Annotated in this window: 17 protein-coding genes; 13 read left to right on the forward strand and 4 right to left on the reverse strand. The window is 67.6% G+C overall.

Annotated features, from left to right (window positions below):
- The first annotated feature begins 6 nt into the window (after nucleotides 1–6).
- The 5 genes from PY310_RS10845 to PY310_RS10865 all read left to right on the forward strand — a co-directional run bounded on the left by PY310_RS10845 (nucleotide 7) and on the right by PY310_RS10865 (nucleotide 5,424).
- On the forward strand, nucleotides 7–807 hold the full coding sequence (locus tag PY310_RS10845) for an ABC transporter ATP-binding protein (RefSeq protein WP_275214389.1): 801 nt from the start codon (nucleotides 7–9) through the stop codon (nucleotides 805–807).
- Entirely contained in the window at nucleotides 783–2,354 is a 1,572-nt protein-coding gene (locus PY310_RS10850; RefSeq protein WP_275214390.1) for a transporter, read from the forward strand. Before PY310_RS10845 ends, PY310_RS10850 begins: the two co-directional genes overlap by 25 nt.
- 44 nt (nucleotides 2,355–2,398) lie before the next feature.
- Entirely contained in the window at nucleotides 2,399–3,178 is a 780-nt protein-coding gene (gene nagB / locus PY310_RS10855; RefSeq protein ID WP_275214391.1) for a glucosamine-6-phosphate deaminase, read from the forward strand.
- A 120-nt stretch (nucleotides 3,179–3,298) separates the two neighbouring features.
- Nucleotides 3,299–3,640, forward strand: a complete 342-nt coding sequence (locus PY310_RS10860) for a DUF3039 domain-containing protein (protein WP_160671973.1) — start codon at nucleotides 3,299–3,301, stop codon at nucleotides 3,638–3,640.
- Nucleotides 3,640–5,424: a DEAD/DEAH box helicase gene (locus PY310_RS10865; RefSeq protein WP_275214392.1), complete on the forward strand. Its 1,785-nt coding sequence runs from the start codon at nucleotides 3,640–3,642 to the stop codon at nucleotides 5,422–5,424. The genes PY310_RS10860 and PY310_RS10865 overlap by 1 nt, the downstream gene beginning before the upstream one ends.
- Before the next feature lie 105 nt (nucleotides 5,425–5,529).
- Here the strand turns inward: PY310_RS10865 and PY310_RS10870 are convergent, their stop codons facing one another.
- Both PY310_RS10870 and PY310_RS10875 read right to left on the reverse strand, forming a co-directional pair.
- On the reverse strand, nucleotides 5,530–6,162 hold the full coding sequence (locus PY310_RS10870) for an isochorismatase family protein (protein ID WP_275214393.1): 633 nt from the start codon (nucleotides 6,160–6,162) through the stop codon (nucleotides 5,530–5,532).
- Nucleotides 6,163–6,171: 9 nt separating this feature from the next.
- Nucleotides 6,172–7,500, reverse strand: coding sequence for a nicotinate phosphoribosyltransferase (locus PY310_RS10875; RefSeq protein WP_275214394.1), 1,329 nt, complete (start codon nucleotides 7,498–7,500; stop codon nucleotides 6,172–6,174).
- A gap of 273 nt (nucleotides 7,501–7,773) precedes the next feature.
- Between PY310_RS10875 and clpS the strand changes: the two genes are divergently transcribed.
- From clpS to rdgB, 6 genes are all read left to right on the forward strand, one after another.
- Nucleotides 7,774–8,166 (forward strand): ATP-dependent Clp protease adapter ClpS, encoded by a 393-nt coding sequence (clpS, locus tag PY310_RS10880; RefSeq protein WP_275214395.1) that lies wholly within the window; start codon nucleotides 7,774–7,776, stop codon nucleotides 8,164–8,166.
- The gene (locus PY310_RS10885) at nucleotides 8,159–8,725 is read left to right on the forward strand and encodes a DUF2017 domain-containing protein (RefSeq protein WP_275214396.1); all 567 of its coding nucleotides are present in this window, start codon (nucleotides 8,159–8,161) and stop codon (nucleotides 8,723–8,725) included. The genes clpS and PY310_RS10885 overlap by 8 nt, the downstream gene beginning before the upstream one ends.
- A gap of 119 nt (nucleotides 8,726–8,844) precedes the next feature.
- Nucleotides 8,845–9,873 (forward strand): glutamate racemase, encoded by a 1,029-nt coding sequence (murI, locus tag PY310_RS10890; RefSeq protein ID WP_419095471.1) that lies wholly within the window; start codon nucleotides 8,845–8,847, stop codon nucleotides 9,871–9,873.
- Entirely contained in the window at nucleotides 9,870–10,667 is a 798-nt protein-coding gene (locus PY310_RS10895) for an MBL fold metallo-hydrolase (RefSeq protein WP_275214398.1), read from the forward strand. The genes murI and PY310_RS10895 overlap by 4 nt, the downstream gene beginning before the upstream one ends.
- A 59-nt stretch (nucleotides 10,668–10,726) precedes the next feature.
- A complete protein-coding gene (gene rph / locus PY310_RS10900) occupies nucleotides 10,727–11,485 on the forward strand; it encodes a ribonuclease PH (RefSeq protein ID WP_275214399.1) in 759 nt (252 codons plus the stop codon).
- A gap of 65 nt (nucleotides 11,486–11,550) precedes the next feature.
- The gene (rdgB, locus tag PY310_RS10905) at nucleotides 11,551–12,183 is read left to right on the forward strand and encodes an RdgB/HAM1 family non-canonical purine NTP pyrophosphatase (protein ID WP_275214465.1); all 633 of its coding nucleotides are present in this window, start codon (nucleotides 11,551–11,553) and stop codon (nucleotides 12,181–12,183) included.
- 96 nt (nucleotides 12,184–12,279) lie between these two features.
- Here rdgB and PY310_RS10910 read toward each other — a convergent pair whose 3' ends face one another.
- Entirely contained in the window at nucleotides 12,280–13,050 is a 771-nt protein-coding gene (locus tag PY310_RS10910; RefSeq protein WP_320538336.1) for a VTT domain-containing protein, read from the reverse strand.
- 127 nt (nucleotides 13,051–13,177) lie between these two features.
- Between PY310_RS10910 and PY310_RS10915 the strand changes: the two genes are divergently transcribed.
- Nucleotides 13,178–14,188: a 3'-5' exonuclease gene (locus PY310_RS10915; protein WP_275214400.1), complete on the forward strand. Its 1,011-nt coding sequence runs from the start codon at nucleotides 13,178–13,180 to the stop codon at nucleotides 14,186–14,188.
- A gap of 84 nt (nucleotides 14,189–14,272) precedes the next feature.
- Nucleotides 14,273–14,791, forward strand: coding sequence for a DUF4395 domain-containing protein (locus tag PY310_RS10920; protein WP_275214401.1), 519 nt, complete (start codon nucleotides 14,273–14,275; stop codon nucleotides 14,789–14,791).
- Here PY310_RS10920 and PY310_RS10925 read toward each other — a convergent pair.
- On the reverse strand, nucleotides 14,778–15,857 hold the full coding sequence (locus PY310_RS10925) for an ADP-ribosylglycohydrolase family protein (RefSeq protein WP_275214402.1): 1,080 nt from the start codon (nucleotides 15,855–15,857) through the stop codon (nucleotides 14,778–14,780). The genes PY310_RS10920 and PY310_RS10925 overlap by 14 nt on opposite strands.
- Nucleotides 15,858–16,001: the final 144 nt, after the last annotated feature.

Genomic DNA, 16,001 nt, shown 5'->3' on the forward strand with positions numbered 1-16,001 from the left:
GACGGTATGACTGCTCCGCACCCCGACCCGGCACCACCTGCAGGCCCGGTCCCGGCCCTGTCCATCCGTGGGCTGGCCAAGCGTTTCGGCGACAAGATTGCCGTTGACGGCATCAGCCTCGACGTCCCGGCAGGCTCGTTTTTCGGCATTGTGGGCCCGAACGGCGCCGGGAAGACCACCCTCCTGTCCATGGCAACGGGGCTGCTGCGGCCCGACTTCGGGACGGCAGTTGTGCACGGGACGGATGTCTGGGCCAGGCCGCTGGAAGCCAAAAAGCTTATGGGCATCCTCCCCGACGGGGTCCGCCTTTTTGACCGGCTCACGGGCGAGCAGCTGGTCACGTACGCCGGGCTGTTGCGCGGCATGAACCGGGATGTGGTTGCCTTCCGGGTGGGGGAGCTGTTGACTGCCCTGGACCTTGCCCAGGACGCCGGCAAGCTGGTGGTGGACTACTCGGCCGGCATGACCAAAAAGATCGCCCTGGCCTCGGCGCTGATCCATGCTCCGCGGCTTTTGGTTCTGGATGAGCCCTTCGAGGCCGTTGACCCCGTCTCCGCGGCCAACATCCGCTCGATCCTGGACAGCTACGTATCCTCGGGCGGCACGGTGATCGTCTCCAGCCATGTGATGGACCTCGTCCAGCGGATGTGCGATCACGTTGCCGTGGTGGCAGGCGGCAGGCTCCTCGCCGCGGGGACCGTGGACGAAGTCCGGGCCGGCGCTTCCCTGGAGGAACGGTTCGTCCAGCTCGTGGGTGGACGCAGTCACACGGAAGGGCTGGAATGGTTGCGCACCTTCTCCGGCTGAAGCTGATCCTGCTGCGCAACGGCCTCCGCAGGAGCCCGTGGCAGCTGGTGGGCATGGCCCTGGGCGGGCTCTATGCCCTGGGCCTGGTGGGCGCCCTGGTGGGGGCCCTGGTCCTGCTGCGCAGCGCCGATCCGGCGCTTGCCCACACGGTTGTGGTGCTCGGTGGCGCTGCAGCCATCGTGGGCTGGGGCCTCATCCCGGTGGTCGCGTCCGCCGCGGACCTGACCCTGGACCCTGCCCGCTTCACTACCTCCGCCATCCCCATGCGCCAACTCCTCGCAGGGCTTGCCCTCGGCGGACTGATCGGCATCCCCGGTGTGGCCACCGCGCTGGCGGCGCTGGCCACCGTGTGGACCTGGGCCCGCGGCCCCCTCCCTGCCATCGCCGCGCTGGTGGGCGCCTGCCTCGGTGTGCTGACGTGTATTGTCCTGTCCAAGGTGGTTACCACCGCAACCGCGAGCCTCGCGGCCTCGCGCCGTTTCAAGGATGTCAGCGCGATTGTCTTTATGATCCCGCTGGTCCTGATGGGTCCGATCGTGGCCGGGGTGGGCAGGGGCATCTCCGCCTCCACCGGTTTCCTGCCGGACCTTGCCGCCACCCTGTCCTGGACGCCCGTCGGCGCCGCCTGGTCCCTCGGCGGTGACCTGGCCACCGGGCAGCCTGGAGCCGCAGCGCTGAAGCTGTTGATCGCCGTCGCAACCCTCGCCGTCCTGGCGTGGTGCTGGAAGGTGCTCCTGGAACGGGCGCTGGTCACCCCGCCCTATGCCGGCAGCGGGAGCCGCAAGGGTGGAAAGCTGGGGTTGTTCGGCTTCCTGCCTGCCACCCCCGCCGGAGCCGTCACGGCGCGGGCACTGACCTACTGGCTCCGCGATCCGCGCTACTCCGGGTCCCTGGTGGTGGTTCCGCTGCTGCCGGTCCTGCTGGTCTTCCAGGGCAGCCAGTCCGGTGATTTCGGAGCGCTGGCGGTTGCGGCGCCGCTGGCTGCCTTTCTGCTGGCATGGTCCATCTCAGCAGATGTCTCCTATGACAACACCGCGTTTGCCCTGCATCTGGCTACGGGTGTCCGGGGCGTTGATGACCGGCTGGGACGGGCGCTGGCGTGCCTGGCCTTCGGATTGCCGGTGGTGCTGATCCTCGCGGTGGGACAACACTTCTTCACGGGCCGCTGGGAAATGCTTCCCGGCCAACTGGGCCTGAGCCTGGGCATCCTGCTCACGGGCCTGGGGCTGTCCTCCGTGATCTCGGCCCGCTACACCGTGGCCGTGCCGCTGCCCGGCGACAGCCCGTTCAAGAAACCCCCGGGCAACGTTGGCCAGACCATGGCGGTCCAGTTCGCCGGGATGGGTATCCTGACCCTGCTGGTCCTGCCCGAGGCAGCCCTGTCCATCGCGCAACTGGTCACCGGCAATGCCGCCTTCGGGTGGGCCAACCTGGCCGTGGGCCCGGTGCTGGGACTGGCACTGTTTGCGGCCGGTATCCGGCTGGGCGGAAGGTGGCTCGACGCCCGCGGCCCCGAACTGCTGGCCCAGCTGACCGTGAACCGCTGAGCCGGCCAGACACGCGAAACCATCACTCCGGAAAGGCGGACCCAGTGGAAGTTGTCATCCTGCCAGGCAGCAAACAGATCGGGAAGCTGGCGGCAGACGCCATCGAGGCGCTGCTGCAGCGCAAGCCCCACGCTGTCCTGGGGCTCGCCACCGGGTCTTCGCCGGTGCCGGTCTACGACGAACTGGCCGCCCGCCACGGGCGCGGGCTGGACTTCGGTGCCGCGCATGCCTTTGCGCTGGATGAGTATGTGGGCCTGGCGCCCGGGCACCGGGAATCGTACCGGGAGGTCATCATGCGCGAATTTGCGGGCCGGGTGAACATCCGCACCGAAAACGTGCATACCCCTGATGGAGCGGCGGCCGATATCCCGGCGGAATGCCAGGCGTATGAGGACACCATGAAAGCCGCCGGAGGTGTGGATCTCCAGATCCTGGGGGTGGGGACCGATGGCCATATCGGTTTCAACGAGCCGGGTTCCTCGCTCGCCTCCCGGACCCGCATCAAGACCCTGATCGAGCAGACCCGCCGCGACAACGCCAGGTTCTTCGGCAGCCTCGCCGACGTTCCCCACCACGTGCTCACCCAGGGGCTGGGCACCATCCTTGAGGCCCGCCATGTGGTGCTGGTGGCCACGGGGGCGCAGAAGTCGCGGGCCGTCCGGGACTTTGTGGAAGGTGCGGTCTCCGCGATTTGCCCGGCCTCGGTCCTCCAGTTCCACCCGCACGCCACCGTCCTCGTGGATGAGGCCGCGGCGTCGTCGCTGAGGCTCGCCGACTTCTACCGGCATACGTACGACCACAAGCCTGCCTGGCAGGGCCTGTAACACTTGCCACATTCTGCCGCCGCGCACGCGCCGATTCAGGGAAACGCCCGACGGCGGCAGGTGCGGAACGGGCAAAACGGCACCGCCGGCGTCGAACGCGCACTGCCCCGGGACGCTAAGATGGATGCCATGACTAGCATGACGGACCCTCTCGAAAACGACCCGATGCGCGAGCTTTCCGGGGCTGGAACGTCCACGGCCACCATTGAGCGCGAAGAGCTGCGCCAGGAAGTGGAGCCCGGTGACCGGGAACGCTTCTCGCACTACGTGCGCAAGGAAAAGATCATGGAGTCCGCGCTGACGGGCGATCCCGTCATTGCCCTGTGCGGCAAGGTGTGGACGCCGGGCCGGGACCCGCAGAAGTTCCCGGTCTGCCCCATGTGCAAAGAGGTTTATGAAGGCCTCCGCCCGGGCAACGACGGCGGCAAGGGTCCCGGAGGGGACTCAGGCAACAACAAGTAGTGACGGAGACGCTCTTTGGCGGCCCCACCCTGCCTCCGGCTTACCCGGAACGTGCAGCCTGGGGAACCGCCCCGAAACTCCGTGCCTGGCAGCAGCAAGCCCTCGACCTGTACTTCACCACCGGCCCCCGCGACTTCCTCGCGGTAGCCACCCCCGGCGCCGGTAAGACCACCTTCGCCCTGCGCGTGGCGTCCATGCTGATTGAATCCGGGACGGTCAACCGCGTCACCATCGTGGCGCCGACGGACCACCTGAAGCGTCAGTGGGCCGATGCCGCCGCCAAGGTGGGCATCGCCATTGACCCGAACTTTAAAAATTCCGACGGCCAGCACGGCCGCGGCTTCATTGGCGTGGCCGTCACCTACGCCCAGGTGGCCAGCAAACCCATGCTGCACCGCGCCAAGACCGAGGCGGCCCGCACCCTGGTGATCCTGGACGAAATCCACCACGGCGGGGAGGCCCTGTCCTGGGGCGACGGCCTGCGTGAGGCGTTCGACCCCGCGGCCCGCCGGCTGTCCCTGACGGGAACCCCGTTCCGCTCCGATACCTCGCCCATTCCCTTCGTGGAGTACGCGGAGGACCGCGACGGCATCCGCAGGTCCAAAGCGGACTACACCTACGGCTACGGCAACGCCCTGCGTGACCACGTGGTGCGGCCGGTCATGTTCATGGCCTACTCGGGCCAGATGCGGTGGCGTACCAGCGCCGGCGAAGAGATGGCAGCTTCCCTCGGCGAAGCGGCTGTCACCAAGGACATCACCGCCCATGCCTGGCGGACGGCGTTGAATCCCACCGGCGAATGGATCCCCGCGGTCCTGGCCGGGGCGGACAAGCGCCTGAGCGAGGTGAGGCGTTCGGTTCCGGACGCCGGCGGACTGGTCATCGCCACCGACCACGAGGACGCCAGGGCCTACGCCGGGCAGCTGAAGCGCATCACCGGCGAATCACCCACCGTGATTCTTTCCGACGACGCCAAGGCCTCAGAGAAGATCGAGGAGTTCACCGCCAGCGAGAAACGCTGGATGGTTGCCGTCCGGATGGTGTCCGAAGGCGTGGACGTTCCCCGGCTCTCCGTGGGCGTCTACGCCACGTCCATCTCCACACCGCTGTTCTTCGCCCAGGCCGTGGGCCGTTTTGTGCGTGCCCGGAAGCGGGGCGAGACGGCATCCGTGTTCCTGCCGTCCGTGCCGATGCTGATGGCGCTGGCGAACTCCATGGAGATGGAGCGGGACCACGCGCTGGACCGCCCCGAAAAAGAAGACAGCGACGGCCTGTTCAGTCCCGAGGACTCCCTGATGGCCGAGGCCAACCGTGAGGACAAAGCCTCGGACAGCCTCACGAAGGGCAAGTTCGAGGCCCTCGATTCGCAGGCCTCCTTCGACCGCGTATTGTTCGACGGCGGCGAGTTCGGCACCGGAGGCGAGGTAGGTTCCGAGGATGAACTGGACTTCCTGGGCATCCCGGGCCTCCTCGACGCCGAGCAGGTGGGTACCCTGCTGCGCCAGCGCCAGCACGATCAGCTCAACCGGAAGAACCGGCGCACGCCCGCTGCTGAACCTGCCGCCGCCGCACCGGCCATCCCGGACCACCGGATGCTGATGGACCTGCGCAACGAGCTGGCCAAAAACGTGGCGGCCTGGGCTGCCAGGACCGGCACCCCGCACGGGGTGGTGCACACCAAGCTGCGCACCGTCTGCGGCGGACCGCCCGTGGCCCAGGCCAACGAGGAGCAGCTGCAGTCACGGCTGCGGAAGCTGCAGGACTGGTTCATCGGCCGAAAGTAGCAGTGACTCAGAGCTTTAAACGGGAGTGGCCCGGTGCAACAGCACCGGGCCACTCCCGCGGTTAAGCCCGCCAGCGGTGAGAACGGTCCCGCAGCGGCGCCGGCGTCAGGCCACGTCCACGCCGCCGAGTTCCATTTCGGCCACGGCGTCGTCAAGGTCCTCCGCAATCCCCGCGGTCAGCGACCGCAGGACCGTCACCGAGTAGCCTGCCTGGACCGCATCCAGGGCAGTGGCCATCACGCAGTAGTCCGTGGCAATTCCCACCACCACCACGTCCTCCACATCGTGGCTCTGCAGCCAGTCGTCCAGTCCGATCGCATCATCTGCAGGCGCGAAAGCGTCGGCGTCCGCGGGCAGGGAGCCCGGCTGCCGGTCACCGGTGGGCACGGCATCCTCGGGAGCAAGCAGGCCCTCGAAGCCGGAATAGGCCGCCGTAAACTGGCCCTTCTGGAAATAGGCCTGAATGTACTCGGTGTCCAGATCCGGGTGGAGCTCGGCGCCGCGGGTACCGGCCACGCAGTGCGGCGGCCAGCTGTCCTTGAAGTCGGGCGTCTCGGAGAAGTGCGCGCCCGGATCGATGTGCCAGTCCTGGGTGGCCACGATGTGGTCGAATTCGCCGTGGTGGGCATCCACGTATTCGCTGATGGCCCCGGCCACGTCAGCGCCGCCGGCCACGGGGAGGGAGCCGCCCTCGCAGAAGTCGTTCTGCACGTCAACGATGATCAGGGCGCGGGACATTGATACTCCTCAGTTTTCTTCATAGACGGTGGGGATGGCGGGCTCCCCGCGCTGCAGGCGGTTGACCACCGGCGGCAGTTCGGCCATGGTGTCGGCGTGCCGTTGCGTGGCCCGGACCACGCCCTCGGCGCCCGTCCAGCCGGGCAGTAATTCGCCGTTCTTCACGAACTGCTGCAGCAGAGACCGGTCGTTGCCGTCATCCTCGGGCCGGTGCCCGATGCCCACAATTTCCTGGGTGGCAATGCCGCGCTCATTGAGCTTGCGCAGAGCATATTTCCGGCCGCCCATGCTGGTCTTGTTCTTGGCCGCCTTGGCCACGGAGACGAAGTTCCCGGCGTCATCCGTCCGGCTCACCAGCTTGTAGACCATGCTGGCAGTGGGTGCGCCGGAACCCGTCACCAGCGACGTGCCCACCCCGTACGAATCGACAGGGGCGGACTGCAGCGCAGCGATGGCGAACTCGTCCAGGTCCGAGGTGACCATGATCCGGGTATGTTCATTGCCGAGCTGGTCGAGCAGTTGCCGGACCCAGGAAGCCTGGGCCACGAGGTCGCCGGAGTCCAGCCGGACGCCGCCCAGTTTGGGACCCGCAATCTCGACGGCGGTACGTACGGCCGCTTCGACGTCGTAGGTGTCCACGAGCAGCGAGGTTCCCACCCCCAGCGACGCGATCTGCGCCTCAAAGGCATCGCGCTCTGTGTCGTGGAGCAGCGTGAAGGAATGGGCGGCGGTACCCACGGTCTTGATGCCGTAACGGATGCCGGCCTCGAGGTTGGAGGTGCTGTGGAACCCGGCGATCACGGCGGCACGGGCCGCCGCCGCTGCCGACTCCTCATGCGTGCGCCGGGAGCCCATCTCGATGCAGGGCCGGCCGCCGGCCGCCGTGATCATCCGGGACGCGGCCGAGGCGATGGCGGAGTCGTGGTTCAGCACGGAAAGCACATAGGTTTCCAGCATGCAGGCCTCGGCGAACGTGGATTCCACAATGAGGATGGGGGAGTTGGGGAAGTACGCCTCGCCCTCCGGGTAGCCCCAGATGTCGCCGCTGAACCGGTAATTCGCCAGGTAGTCCAGGGTCTCCTTGTTGACCACGCCGGTGCGGCCCAGGAAGTCGAGTTCAGCTTCCCCGAAGCGGAAGTCGGCGAGGCCTTCCAGGAGCCGCCCGGTGCCCCCGACAATCCCGTAGCGCCGGCCGTCCGGCAGCCGCCGCGCGAAGGCTTCGAAAACCGACCGGCGGTGCGCGGCGCCCGAATGGAGCGATGCCTGCAGCATGGTCAATTCGTAGTGGTCTGTGTACAGGGACGTGCGGGGATGGTCCCAGCCGGCAGAGGTACTCACGAAATTCACTCTAGTCCCCACCGGCTCCCACGTCTTGCTTCGCTTCGCCGCGGGGCCCTCGCCGGTGTGGGCCCATCCACCGGCTCCCACGTCTTGCTTCGCTTCGCCGCGGGCCCCTCGCCGGTGTGGGCCCACCCACCGGCTCCCACGTCTTGCTTCGCTTCGCCGCGGGCCCCTCGCCGGCGTGGGCCCACCCACCGGCTCCCACGTCTTGCTTCGCTTCGCCGCGGGGCCCTCGCCGGTGTGGGCCCATGCTCCCCATAGAATGGACAGATGAGCTTAAGCGTTGCGCCCGGCCCCGTTACACGGGAGGGCACCCGGACCGGTACAGAGTCGTCCACAGACTCCCTGACCGCGCCGGACATCCCCTGGAACCTGGTGATCTGGAATGATCCCGTCAACCTGATGAGCTACGTCAGCTACGTCTTTCAGAGTTACTTCGGCTACTCCGAGACCAAGGCCAACAAGCTCATGATGGAGGTCCACAAGAAAGGCCGCTCCATTGTGGCCCATGGCAGCAAGGAGCAGGTGGAACGCCATGCCGTGGCAATGCACGGCTTCGGGCTGTGGGCCACTGTAGAGAAGGCCACCGGCGGCAACGGCGGAAACTCCAAAAATCCGGGGAAATCGGGCGGATCCGGGCAGGGCAAGGGGAAACGTGGCTAAGGCATTCAAATACGGACTCAAAGGCATCACCGGATTCCTGGAGCCCGCAGAGCGGGAGCTGCTGCGCAGCCTGATCGACGACGTCATCTCCATGCTCGAGCCGGCCGAGCACACCAGCCAGGATCCGCTGGCGGCCCTGATCGGGCTGGACATGGACGTCCAGGAACCCACGGACCGTGCGGTCAAGCGGCTCCTGCCCAACGTCATGAAGGACGACGACGGCGCGTCCCTGGAGTTCCGCCAACTCACCGAGCGCTCGCTGCGGGAAACGAAGATCGGCGCGCTGCGGGCTGCCGCCCTCGACCTGGACAAGGACGAAATCGTGCTTGGCGCAGACGGTGCCAGGCACTGGTCCATGGCGCTCAACGATGTCCGCCTGGTGCTGGCGGAGCGCCTGGACATCAGGGACGAGGAAGACGCGGAGCACGTGCACCTGATGCAGGACTGGTCGCAGGCGGAAGACGTGGAAAGCTATCTCGCCCTCGTCTACAACTTCACAACCTGGCTCCAGGAGTCACTGGTCCAGGCCATGCTCCAGTCATTGGATTCGCGCGCCTGACCTGCACGCCTGCAGTCTGTGGATCCGGCTGGCGCGGCCGCACTGTGACATATTCGACATGAGTGCGCCGCCACAATGTGATGGCTGCGACCGCAGGGAAGACCTATCCTCGAATAATCATGACAACACCCTCGAGCATGGATCCGTCCGACGCAGCAGCACGCGAGTCCGCAGCCAGCAACAGCGCCGGCCTGATGGGATCCCGCCCCCTTGGCATCTTTGATTCGGGCGTCGGGGGGCTGACGGTGGCGCGGGCCATCATCGACCAGCTTCCCAACGAGTCCATCCTCTATGTGGGGGACACGGCCAACGGGCCATACGGGCCGCTGCCCATCGCCGAAGTCCGCGCGAACGCCCTGGGTGTGATGGACGAACTGGTGGACTCCGGCGTCAAACTGCTCACCATCGCCTGCAACTCGGCGTCGGCCGCCGTCCTCAGGGACGCCCGTGAGCGGTACACCGCCAAGTACGGCATCCCCGTCATCGAAGTGATCCAGCCCGCGGTTCGGCGGGCGGTAGCCGCCACCCGCAGCGGCCGCGTCGGCGTGATCGGAACCTCCGCCACGGTAGGTTCCCGAGCCTACGAGGACACCTTTGCCGCTGCGCCGGACCTTGCCATCACCTCCGTGGCCTGCCCCGCGTTTGTCAGCTACGTGGAGGCCGGCATCACCACCGGTCCCGAACTCCTTGCCGTGGCCGAAGAATACCTCGCGCCGCTGAAGGCCGCCGGCGTTGACACCGTGGTCCTCGGCTGCACGCACTACCCGCTCCTGACGGGCGTGATTTCCTTTGTGATGGGCGATGCCGTGACCCTGGTGTCCAGCGCAGAGGAGACGGCCAAGGACGTGTACCGGGCGCTCGCCAACCACAACCTGCAGCGAACCACCGCCGCCCCGCCGGAACATCACTTCATCGCCACCGGCGACGCAGCCCAGTTCGAAACCCTGGCCCGCAGATTCCTGGGCCCGGAGGTCCTCTCCGTCAAGCACGTGGACCATGTTGCCGCCCAATACCCCACTGGCAGCCTGGCCCGCATCACCCCGGAGATGATCGAGGCCGCCCAGCAGGCCGGTACCCGCTTCGGCGGCGCCGGGCAGCGGGTGTCCAACTTCGTGGGCGGGCTGCGGGCCGGAGGTCCTGCGCAGTGAAACTGACCATCGTGGGCTGCACGGGATCCTTTCCCGGCCCCGGTTCGCCGGCGTCGTGCTACCTCCTGACCGCCCATGACGGTGAGCGCACCTGGAAGATCGTGATGGATCTGGGCAGTGGAGCCCTCGGCGCCATCCAGCGCTACACCGACCTGGAGGACATCGATGCGATTTTCCTCACCCACCTGCACCCCGACCACTGCATGGACCTTTGCGGACTGCACGTGGCCGTCCGCTGGAAGCCCGGCGGCTGGGGCCGCGGGCGGATCCCGGTGTGGGGTCCCGCTGCCACGGCGGACAGGATGGCCACCGCCTACGGGCTCGAACTGGACCCGGGCATGCATGAGGAATTCGACTTCACCAACTGGACTGAACGCGGGCCCGTCACGGTGGGCCCCTTCACGGTAACGCCGTTCGGAGTCAACCATCCGGTGGAGGAGGCCTACGCGCTTCGCGTGGACGTCACCGAACCGGATAAGGAAGGCAACCTGGTCAGCCGCGTCCTGACGTATTCGGGGGACACCGACTCCTGCACCGGCCTGGAGGAGGCCGCCAAGGACGCGGACCTGTTCCTGTGCGAAGCCGCCTTTGAAGAAGGCCGCGACGACGCCATCAAGGACGTTCACCTGACCGGCAAACGCGCGGGCGAAGCAGCCGCCGCTGCCGGGGCACGCAGGCTCCTGCTCACGCACATTCCGGTGTGGACTTCACCCAGCACGGTCATGGCCGAAGCGAAGGAAGTGTTCGGACAGCACGTGGCAGTGGCTGTGGCCGGGGTGCACTACACGATCTGAGGTTCTGTGCGGTGGCCGGGGGGGCCGGTGGTTCTGCTGCGAGTCGATAAGCTAAAGGCATGACTTCTGAAGCAACTGCAGTGCCCGTAGTGCGCGCCGATGGCCGCGCCCCCGACCAGCTCCGCCCCATCAGCATCACCCGCGGATGGTCCAAGCAGGCCGAGGGATCGGCCCTCATCGAGTTCGGCAACACCCGGGTCCTGTGCACGGCTTCGCTGACGGCAGGCGTGCCCCGCTGGCTCAAGGGCGAAGGCCGCGGCTGGGTGACGGCCGAGTACGCGATGCTGCCGAGGGCCACCAACACCCGTTCGGACCGCGAGTCGGTCAAGGGCAAGATCGGCGGCCGGACCCACGAAATCTCCCGCCTCATCGGCCGGTCGCTGCGGTCCATCATCGACACCAAGGCCCTGGGCGAAAACACCATCGTGCTGGACTGTGACGTTCTCCAGGCCGACGGCGGAACCCGAACCGCGGCCATCACCGGCGCCTACGTGGCCCTGGCCGACGCCATCCGCTTCGCCCGCGACAACAAGCTCATCGCCAAAAACGCCCAGCCCCTCGTGGACACCATCGCGGCCGTCTCCGTGGGCATCATCGATGGCGTGCCCATGCTGGACTTGCCCTACGTTGAGGACGTCCGCGCCGAAACGGACATGAACGTGGTGGTCACCGGGTCCGGGAAGTTCGTCGAGGTCCAGGGCACCGCCGAGGGAGCGCCTTTCGACCGCGACGAACTCAACCAGCTGCTGGACCTCGCCCTGCTGGGCACCACCCAACTGGCGGCGATCCAGCGCGAAACCCTCGCGGACTCCCTGTGAGCGTGGCGGCCCCCGGCGGCTCCCTTCCGGAGCAGACAGGGCCTGACGGATCGGTGCCCGAAGGCATGGTGCCGCGGCTGGTGCTCGCCACCCACAACAAGGGCAAACTCCGGGAGCTCCGCGAACTCCTGCGCGGGCAGGTGCCAGGGCTCGACGTCGACACCCAGGTGGTGGACGCCGCCGCAGCCGGTGCCCCGGACGTCGCCGAAACCGGCGTGACGTTCGCCGAAAATTCCCTCCTGAAGGCCAGGGCCGTAGCGGCGGCCACCGGGCTGGTGGCCATTGCCGACGATTCCGGCCTGGCCGTGGATGTCCTGGGCGGGGCACCGGGAATTTTTTCGGCACGGTGGGCCGGGCGGCACGGCGACGACGCCGCCAACCTCAGGCTCCTGCTGGACCAGCTCTCTGATGTGCCGGACCCGCACCGCGGTGCGGCGTTCGTCTGCGCGGCCGCGCTGGCTGTTCCGTCCCCGGACGGCGCCGGCCAGGAAGTGGTGGAGTACGGCCAGCTGGAGGGTTTCCTGCTGCGCGAACCACGGGGCGAGGGCGGCTTCGGTTACGACCCCGTGCTGCAGCCCGTTGGCGAGGACCGCAGCTGCGCCGAGCTCCTGCCGGAAGAGAAAAACGCCATCAGCCACCGGGGCAAGGCCTTCCGGGCGCTCCTGCCGGCCATCGTTGAGGCCCTGGCGCGGCAGTAGCGGCCCGGCCGCTCCCCGCACGGGACGACGAAGGGAGCCACACAAGTGTGGCTCCCTTCGTTATCCCGCGGAGCTGGTACGCAGATTGTGCCGGGCCTAGTCCAGGTTGGTCTTGCGCTCCTCCTGGGGCTCGTGCTCCTCGATGAATTCGTCCACGGCGTCCGTGCCGAAGTGGGCCGCCTGGCGCTTCGCTGACATGCCCCGGAGAACCTCGATGCCGATCGGGATCACGGAGACGAGCACGATGGCAATGAAGATGATGTCGATGTTGTTGCCGACCCAGCTGAACTGGCCCAGCCAGGCGCCCAGCAGCGTGACGCCACCGCCCCACAGCACCGCCCCGATGACGTTGTAGAGGAAGAACTTGCGCTTATCCATCTGGGCCACGCCCACGATGACAGGAACGAAGGTCCGGATGATGGGGACGAAGCGGGCCAGGATCAGCGCTTTGCCGCCGTGCTTCTCGAAGAACGCGTGGGCGCTCTCCACATTCTCGCGTTTGAACAGCCTGGAGTCGGGCTTGTTGAAGATCGCGGGTCCGGCCTTGGACCCGATGAGGTAACCGGTCTGGTTGCCCAGGATGGCCGCCACGATGATCAGCCCGCACATGGCCCACAGGTTGAAGTTGATGGCGCCGGTGGCCACGAGCAGGCCGGCGGTGAACAGCATGGAGTCGCCGGGCAGAAAGAAGCCCACCAGCAGGCCGGTTTCGGAGAAGACTATGGCGCAGACCACCAGGACGACCCACGGTCCGAGCGGGGAGTCCCGCAGGAAGACGTCGGGGTTCAGCCAGTCGGGCAGGAATGAAGCCAGCTGCGGCTGGATGGGTCCTGCGCCGCCCAGCATGGGCACGGCAAGGTCGGTGATTGCATGAAAGTTCACCTCCCTAGGGTACTTGACAGGGGTGACGGCGCTCCCGGCAGCCACGTGATATCCGCGACAGGGCCGTCCGGGTGACACGGGAACGGCCCGGTCCGGCGGTAAAGTGTGGGCCGTGGGACTGGACTTTACGGCGATCGACTTCGAAACTGCGAACGGCTTCCGGGGCTCGCCGTGCGCGGTGGGGCTGACGAAGGTACGTGGCGGCCGTGTTGTGGACGAGGCGTCCTGGCTGATGCGGCCACCGGCCAACCACGACCACTTTGAATACCACAATGTCCGCATCCACGGCATCCGTTCCGAGGACGTGGCCGGGCTGCCCCGCTTCGGCGAATTGTTCCCCGAGATTGGCGCCTTCATTGGCGGCGACGTCCTGGCGGCCCACAACGCCGCCTTCGACCTTGGCGTGATCCGGTCCGGGCTCGAAGTCTCGGGCCTGCCCGGACCCGCCTACGACTATGTCTGCACGGTGATGCTGTCCCGGCGCTGTTATTCCCTGGTGTCCAATTCCCTGCCGTTCGCGGCCGAGGAAGCCGGCGTGCCGCTGGTCAACCACCACGATGCCGCCGAGGATGCCCGCGCGTGCGCCGGCATCCTGATCGACATCGCTGCCCGGAACAACGCCAACAGCATTGCCGAACTGTACCTCTCACTGGGCTTGGAACTGCCGCGCCAGGACGCCTTCGACCCGGCCAGGGACCTCCTGTCCAAAGCCAGCCTCGCCGCCCTCTCGGCCGCCGCGGGCGGCGCTGGGGCGCCTGTGCGTCCCTTTATGGCGGGCTGGCCGGAAGAGGGAGCCAACCCCCTCCCCAACGCCGACGCCGAGCAGTCCCACCCGCTGTACGGCCAGACGGTGGTCTTCACCGGCCAGCTGGCCATGGCCCGGCCTGAGGCCAAAGTGCGTTCGGCCGAGCTGGGTGCCCGGCCGGAAAGCCGCGTGACCGCACGCACAACCGTGCTGGTGGTGGGCGACGGGTTTGTGGCCTCGGACCTGAGGTCCGGTCGGCTCACGGGCAAGGCGCGGCGGGTCCTGGAGCTGCATGACCGGGGCCAGCCCATCGAGGTGCTCTCGGAAGGGGAGTTCCTGCAGATGGTGGGCGGCTACGCCGGCGCTGCGGCCGTCTAAAGGCGCGCCGTCTCAAGACACCCGCCCTGTTCATGCGGCGCAACAAATCTTTCCAGCCGTCCTGCCGGATTCTAGCCTTGCAGGATGAGCAAACTGATGAGCGGTTCACGACGCGGTATCAACTGGTCCGCCGTGTTTGCCTTCCCCAATCCCGTCAATGAGTACGCGGCCCGGACTACCGCAGGCCTGGTGGTGTTCCTCGCCGGTGTCACGTTGCTGACGGGTTCCGGCTGGGGGCTCGTCCTGGTCGCTGCCGGGTTCTGGCTGAGGGTGCTCTTCGGCCCGCGTTTTTCGCCGCTGGCCCTGCTGTCCGTGAAGGTCCTCGCGCCGCGGCTGGGCCGGGCCCGCCTGGTGCCCGGGCCACCCAAGCGTTTTGCGCAGGGCATCGGCACTGCGGTGTCCACTGCGGCGCTGATCCTGTTCGCCGCCGGCGCCGCCCCCGCCGCCTGGATTGTGCTGGCGGTGCTGATCGCGGCTGCCTCCCTTGAGGCTTTCGCCGGCTTTTGCCTGGGCTGTGTGATCTTCGGATTCCTGCAGCGCCGCGGCCTGATCCCGGAAGATGTTTGCGAGGCCTGCAATAACCTGGCGCTCAGGCGGTCGTGACCCCCACCAGCAGATCGGCCATGCCGCGGATGACCTCAGGTGCCTCGAGCGCTTCGAGCCATTCCCCGGGCAGGGCGGCCTCGCCGTAATAGGCGCCGAGGATGTTGCCGGCAATGGAACCGGTGGAATCGCTGTCCCCGCTGTGGTTCACTGCCAGTGAGATGGCCGCCCGGAAATGGTCCGCGGGCTGTGCCGCGGAGCTTCCGGCGGGCGCGGTGGCCAGGACCGCATAAAGCCCGACGGCGAACGCTTCCTCCGCGACCCAGCCCTCGCCCAGTTCCCGCACCAGTTCCTCGGGCGTGAGCACCCCGGACTCCGCCCACCGGATGGCCGCTTCGAGGCGCTCCGGAAGTTCGGCGGCCACATCCTTCACGCCGCGGGCCTCCGCCAGCACCGCTGCCGCGGCACCCTGCAGGCTCTCCCCGGACACGAGGCGGTGGATGAGGAGGCTGAAACTCCCGGCACTCTGCCGCGCGGACGGATGGCCGTGGGTCAGGGAGGCGGCATCGGCACTCAGCTTATAGACGGCGTCGGGCCTTATGTGCGGAATCAGGCCGAAGGGCGCTGAGCGCATCACGGTACCGCAGCCCTTCGAGTCCGGGTTCACCGGCCGGTACACCGTTCCCATCTCGCCGCCGGACAGCCCGCTGATGCAGGCGTTGCCGGGCGCACGGCGGTGCCGGAGGACCTCGTTGCCGTCGATCCAGCGCTTCGGCTGCATCGGCGCGGACGAGGGCACCGGCACGTCCTGGGTATCCAGCCACCGCAGGTACGCCAGCCACAGGCAGGCGTTGACATCGGCCCCCACGCCGTCGTTGGCCCACTCCAGTGCTTCCACCAGGCCGTCCACCGTGTACAGCGTCATTTGGGTGTCGTCCGAAAAATGGCTTCCGCCGCGGAGCATGGCAAGATCCGTCACGCCGGCGGGGCCGAAGCGGCCGCGGATCGCTTCGATGGAGTCAAACTCCACGGCGTAACCCAGCGAGTCTCCCAGTGCACCGCCCAGCAGGCAGCCGTGGATGCGGGACTTCAGCGAGGGCGCGCCGGCGCCCGGATCAATGCTCATGGAAGCCAATTTACCGTGCCCTGTAAGCTGAATGCCCCCGGCGCCGACGGTCCATCCACTAAGCTCAGACTCAGCCAATGCCCAGAAATCCTTGGCACAATGCAGAGGCCGAGGCGGTAACTCCCCGCGGCAGCGAGACTTCGC

Source organism: Pseudarthrobacter naphthalenicus, from assembly GCF_029076445.1.
Lineage (GTDB): Bacteria > Actinomycetota > Actinomycetes > Actinomycetales > Micrococcaceae > Arthrobacter > Arthrobacter naphthalenicus.

Excerpts from the sequence above, each read along its gene's own strand:
- PY310_RS10870 (WP_275214393.1), bottom strand. The coding sequence starts at position 6,162 with ATGTCCCGCGCCCTGATCATCGTTGACGTGCAGAACGACTTCTGCGAG.
- rdgB (WP_275214465.1), top strand. The coding sequence starts at position 11,551 with ATGGTGCCGCGGCTGGTGCTCGCCACCCACAACAAGGGCAAACTCCGG.
- PY310_RS10850 (WP_275214390.1), top strand. The coding sequence starts at position 783 with ATGGTTGCGCACCTTCTCCGGCTGAAGCTGATCCTGCTGCGCAACGGC.
- murI (WP_419095471.1), top strand. The coding sequence starts at position 8,845 with ATGACAACACCCTCGAGCATGGATCCGTCCGACGCAGCAGCACGCGAG.
- PY310_RS10920 (WP_275214401.1), top strand. The coding sequence starts at position 14,273 with ATGAGCAAACTGATGAGCGGTTCACGACGCGGTATCAACTGGTCCGCC.
- rph (WP_275214399.1), top strand. The coding sequence starts at position 10,727 with ATGACTTCTGAAGCAACTGCAGTGCCCGTAGTGCGCGCCGATGGCCGC.
- PY310_RS10925 (WP_275214402.1), bottom strand. The coding sequence starts at position 15,857 with ATGAGCATTGATCCGGGCGCCGGCGCGCCCTCGCTGAAGTCCCGCATC.
- PY310_RS10845 (WP_275214389.1), top strand. The coding sequence starts at position 7 with ATGACTGCTCCGCACCCCGACCCGGCACCACCTGCAGGCCCGGTCCCG.
- clpS (WP_275214395.1), top strand. The coding sequence starts at position 7,774 with ATGAGCTTAAGCGTTGCGCCCGGCCCCGTTACACGGGAGGGCACCCGG.
- PY310_RS10860 (WP_160671973.1), top strand. The coding sequence starts at position 3,299 with ATGGATGCCATGACTAGCATGACGGACCCTCTCGAAAACGACCCGATG.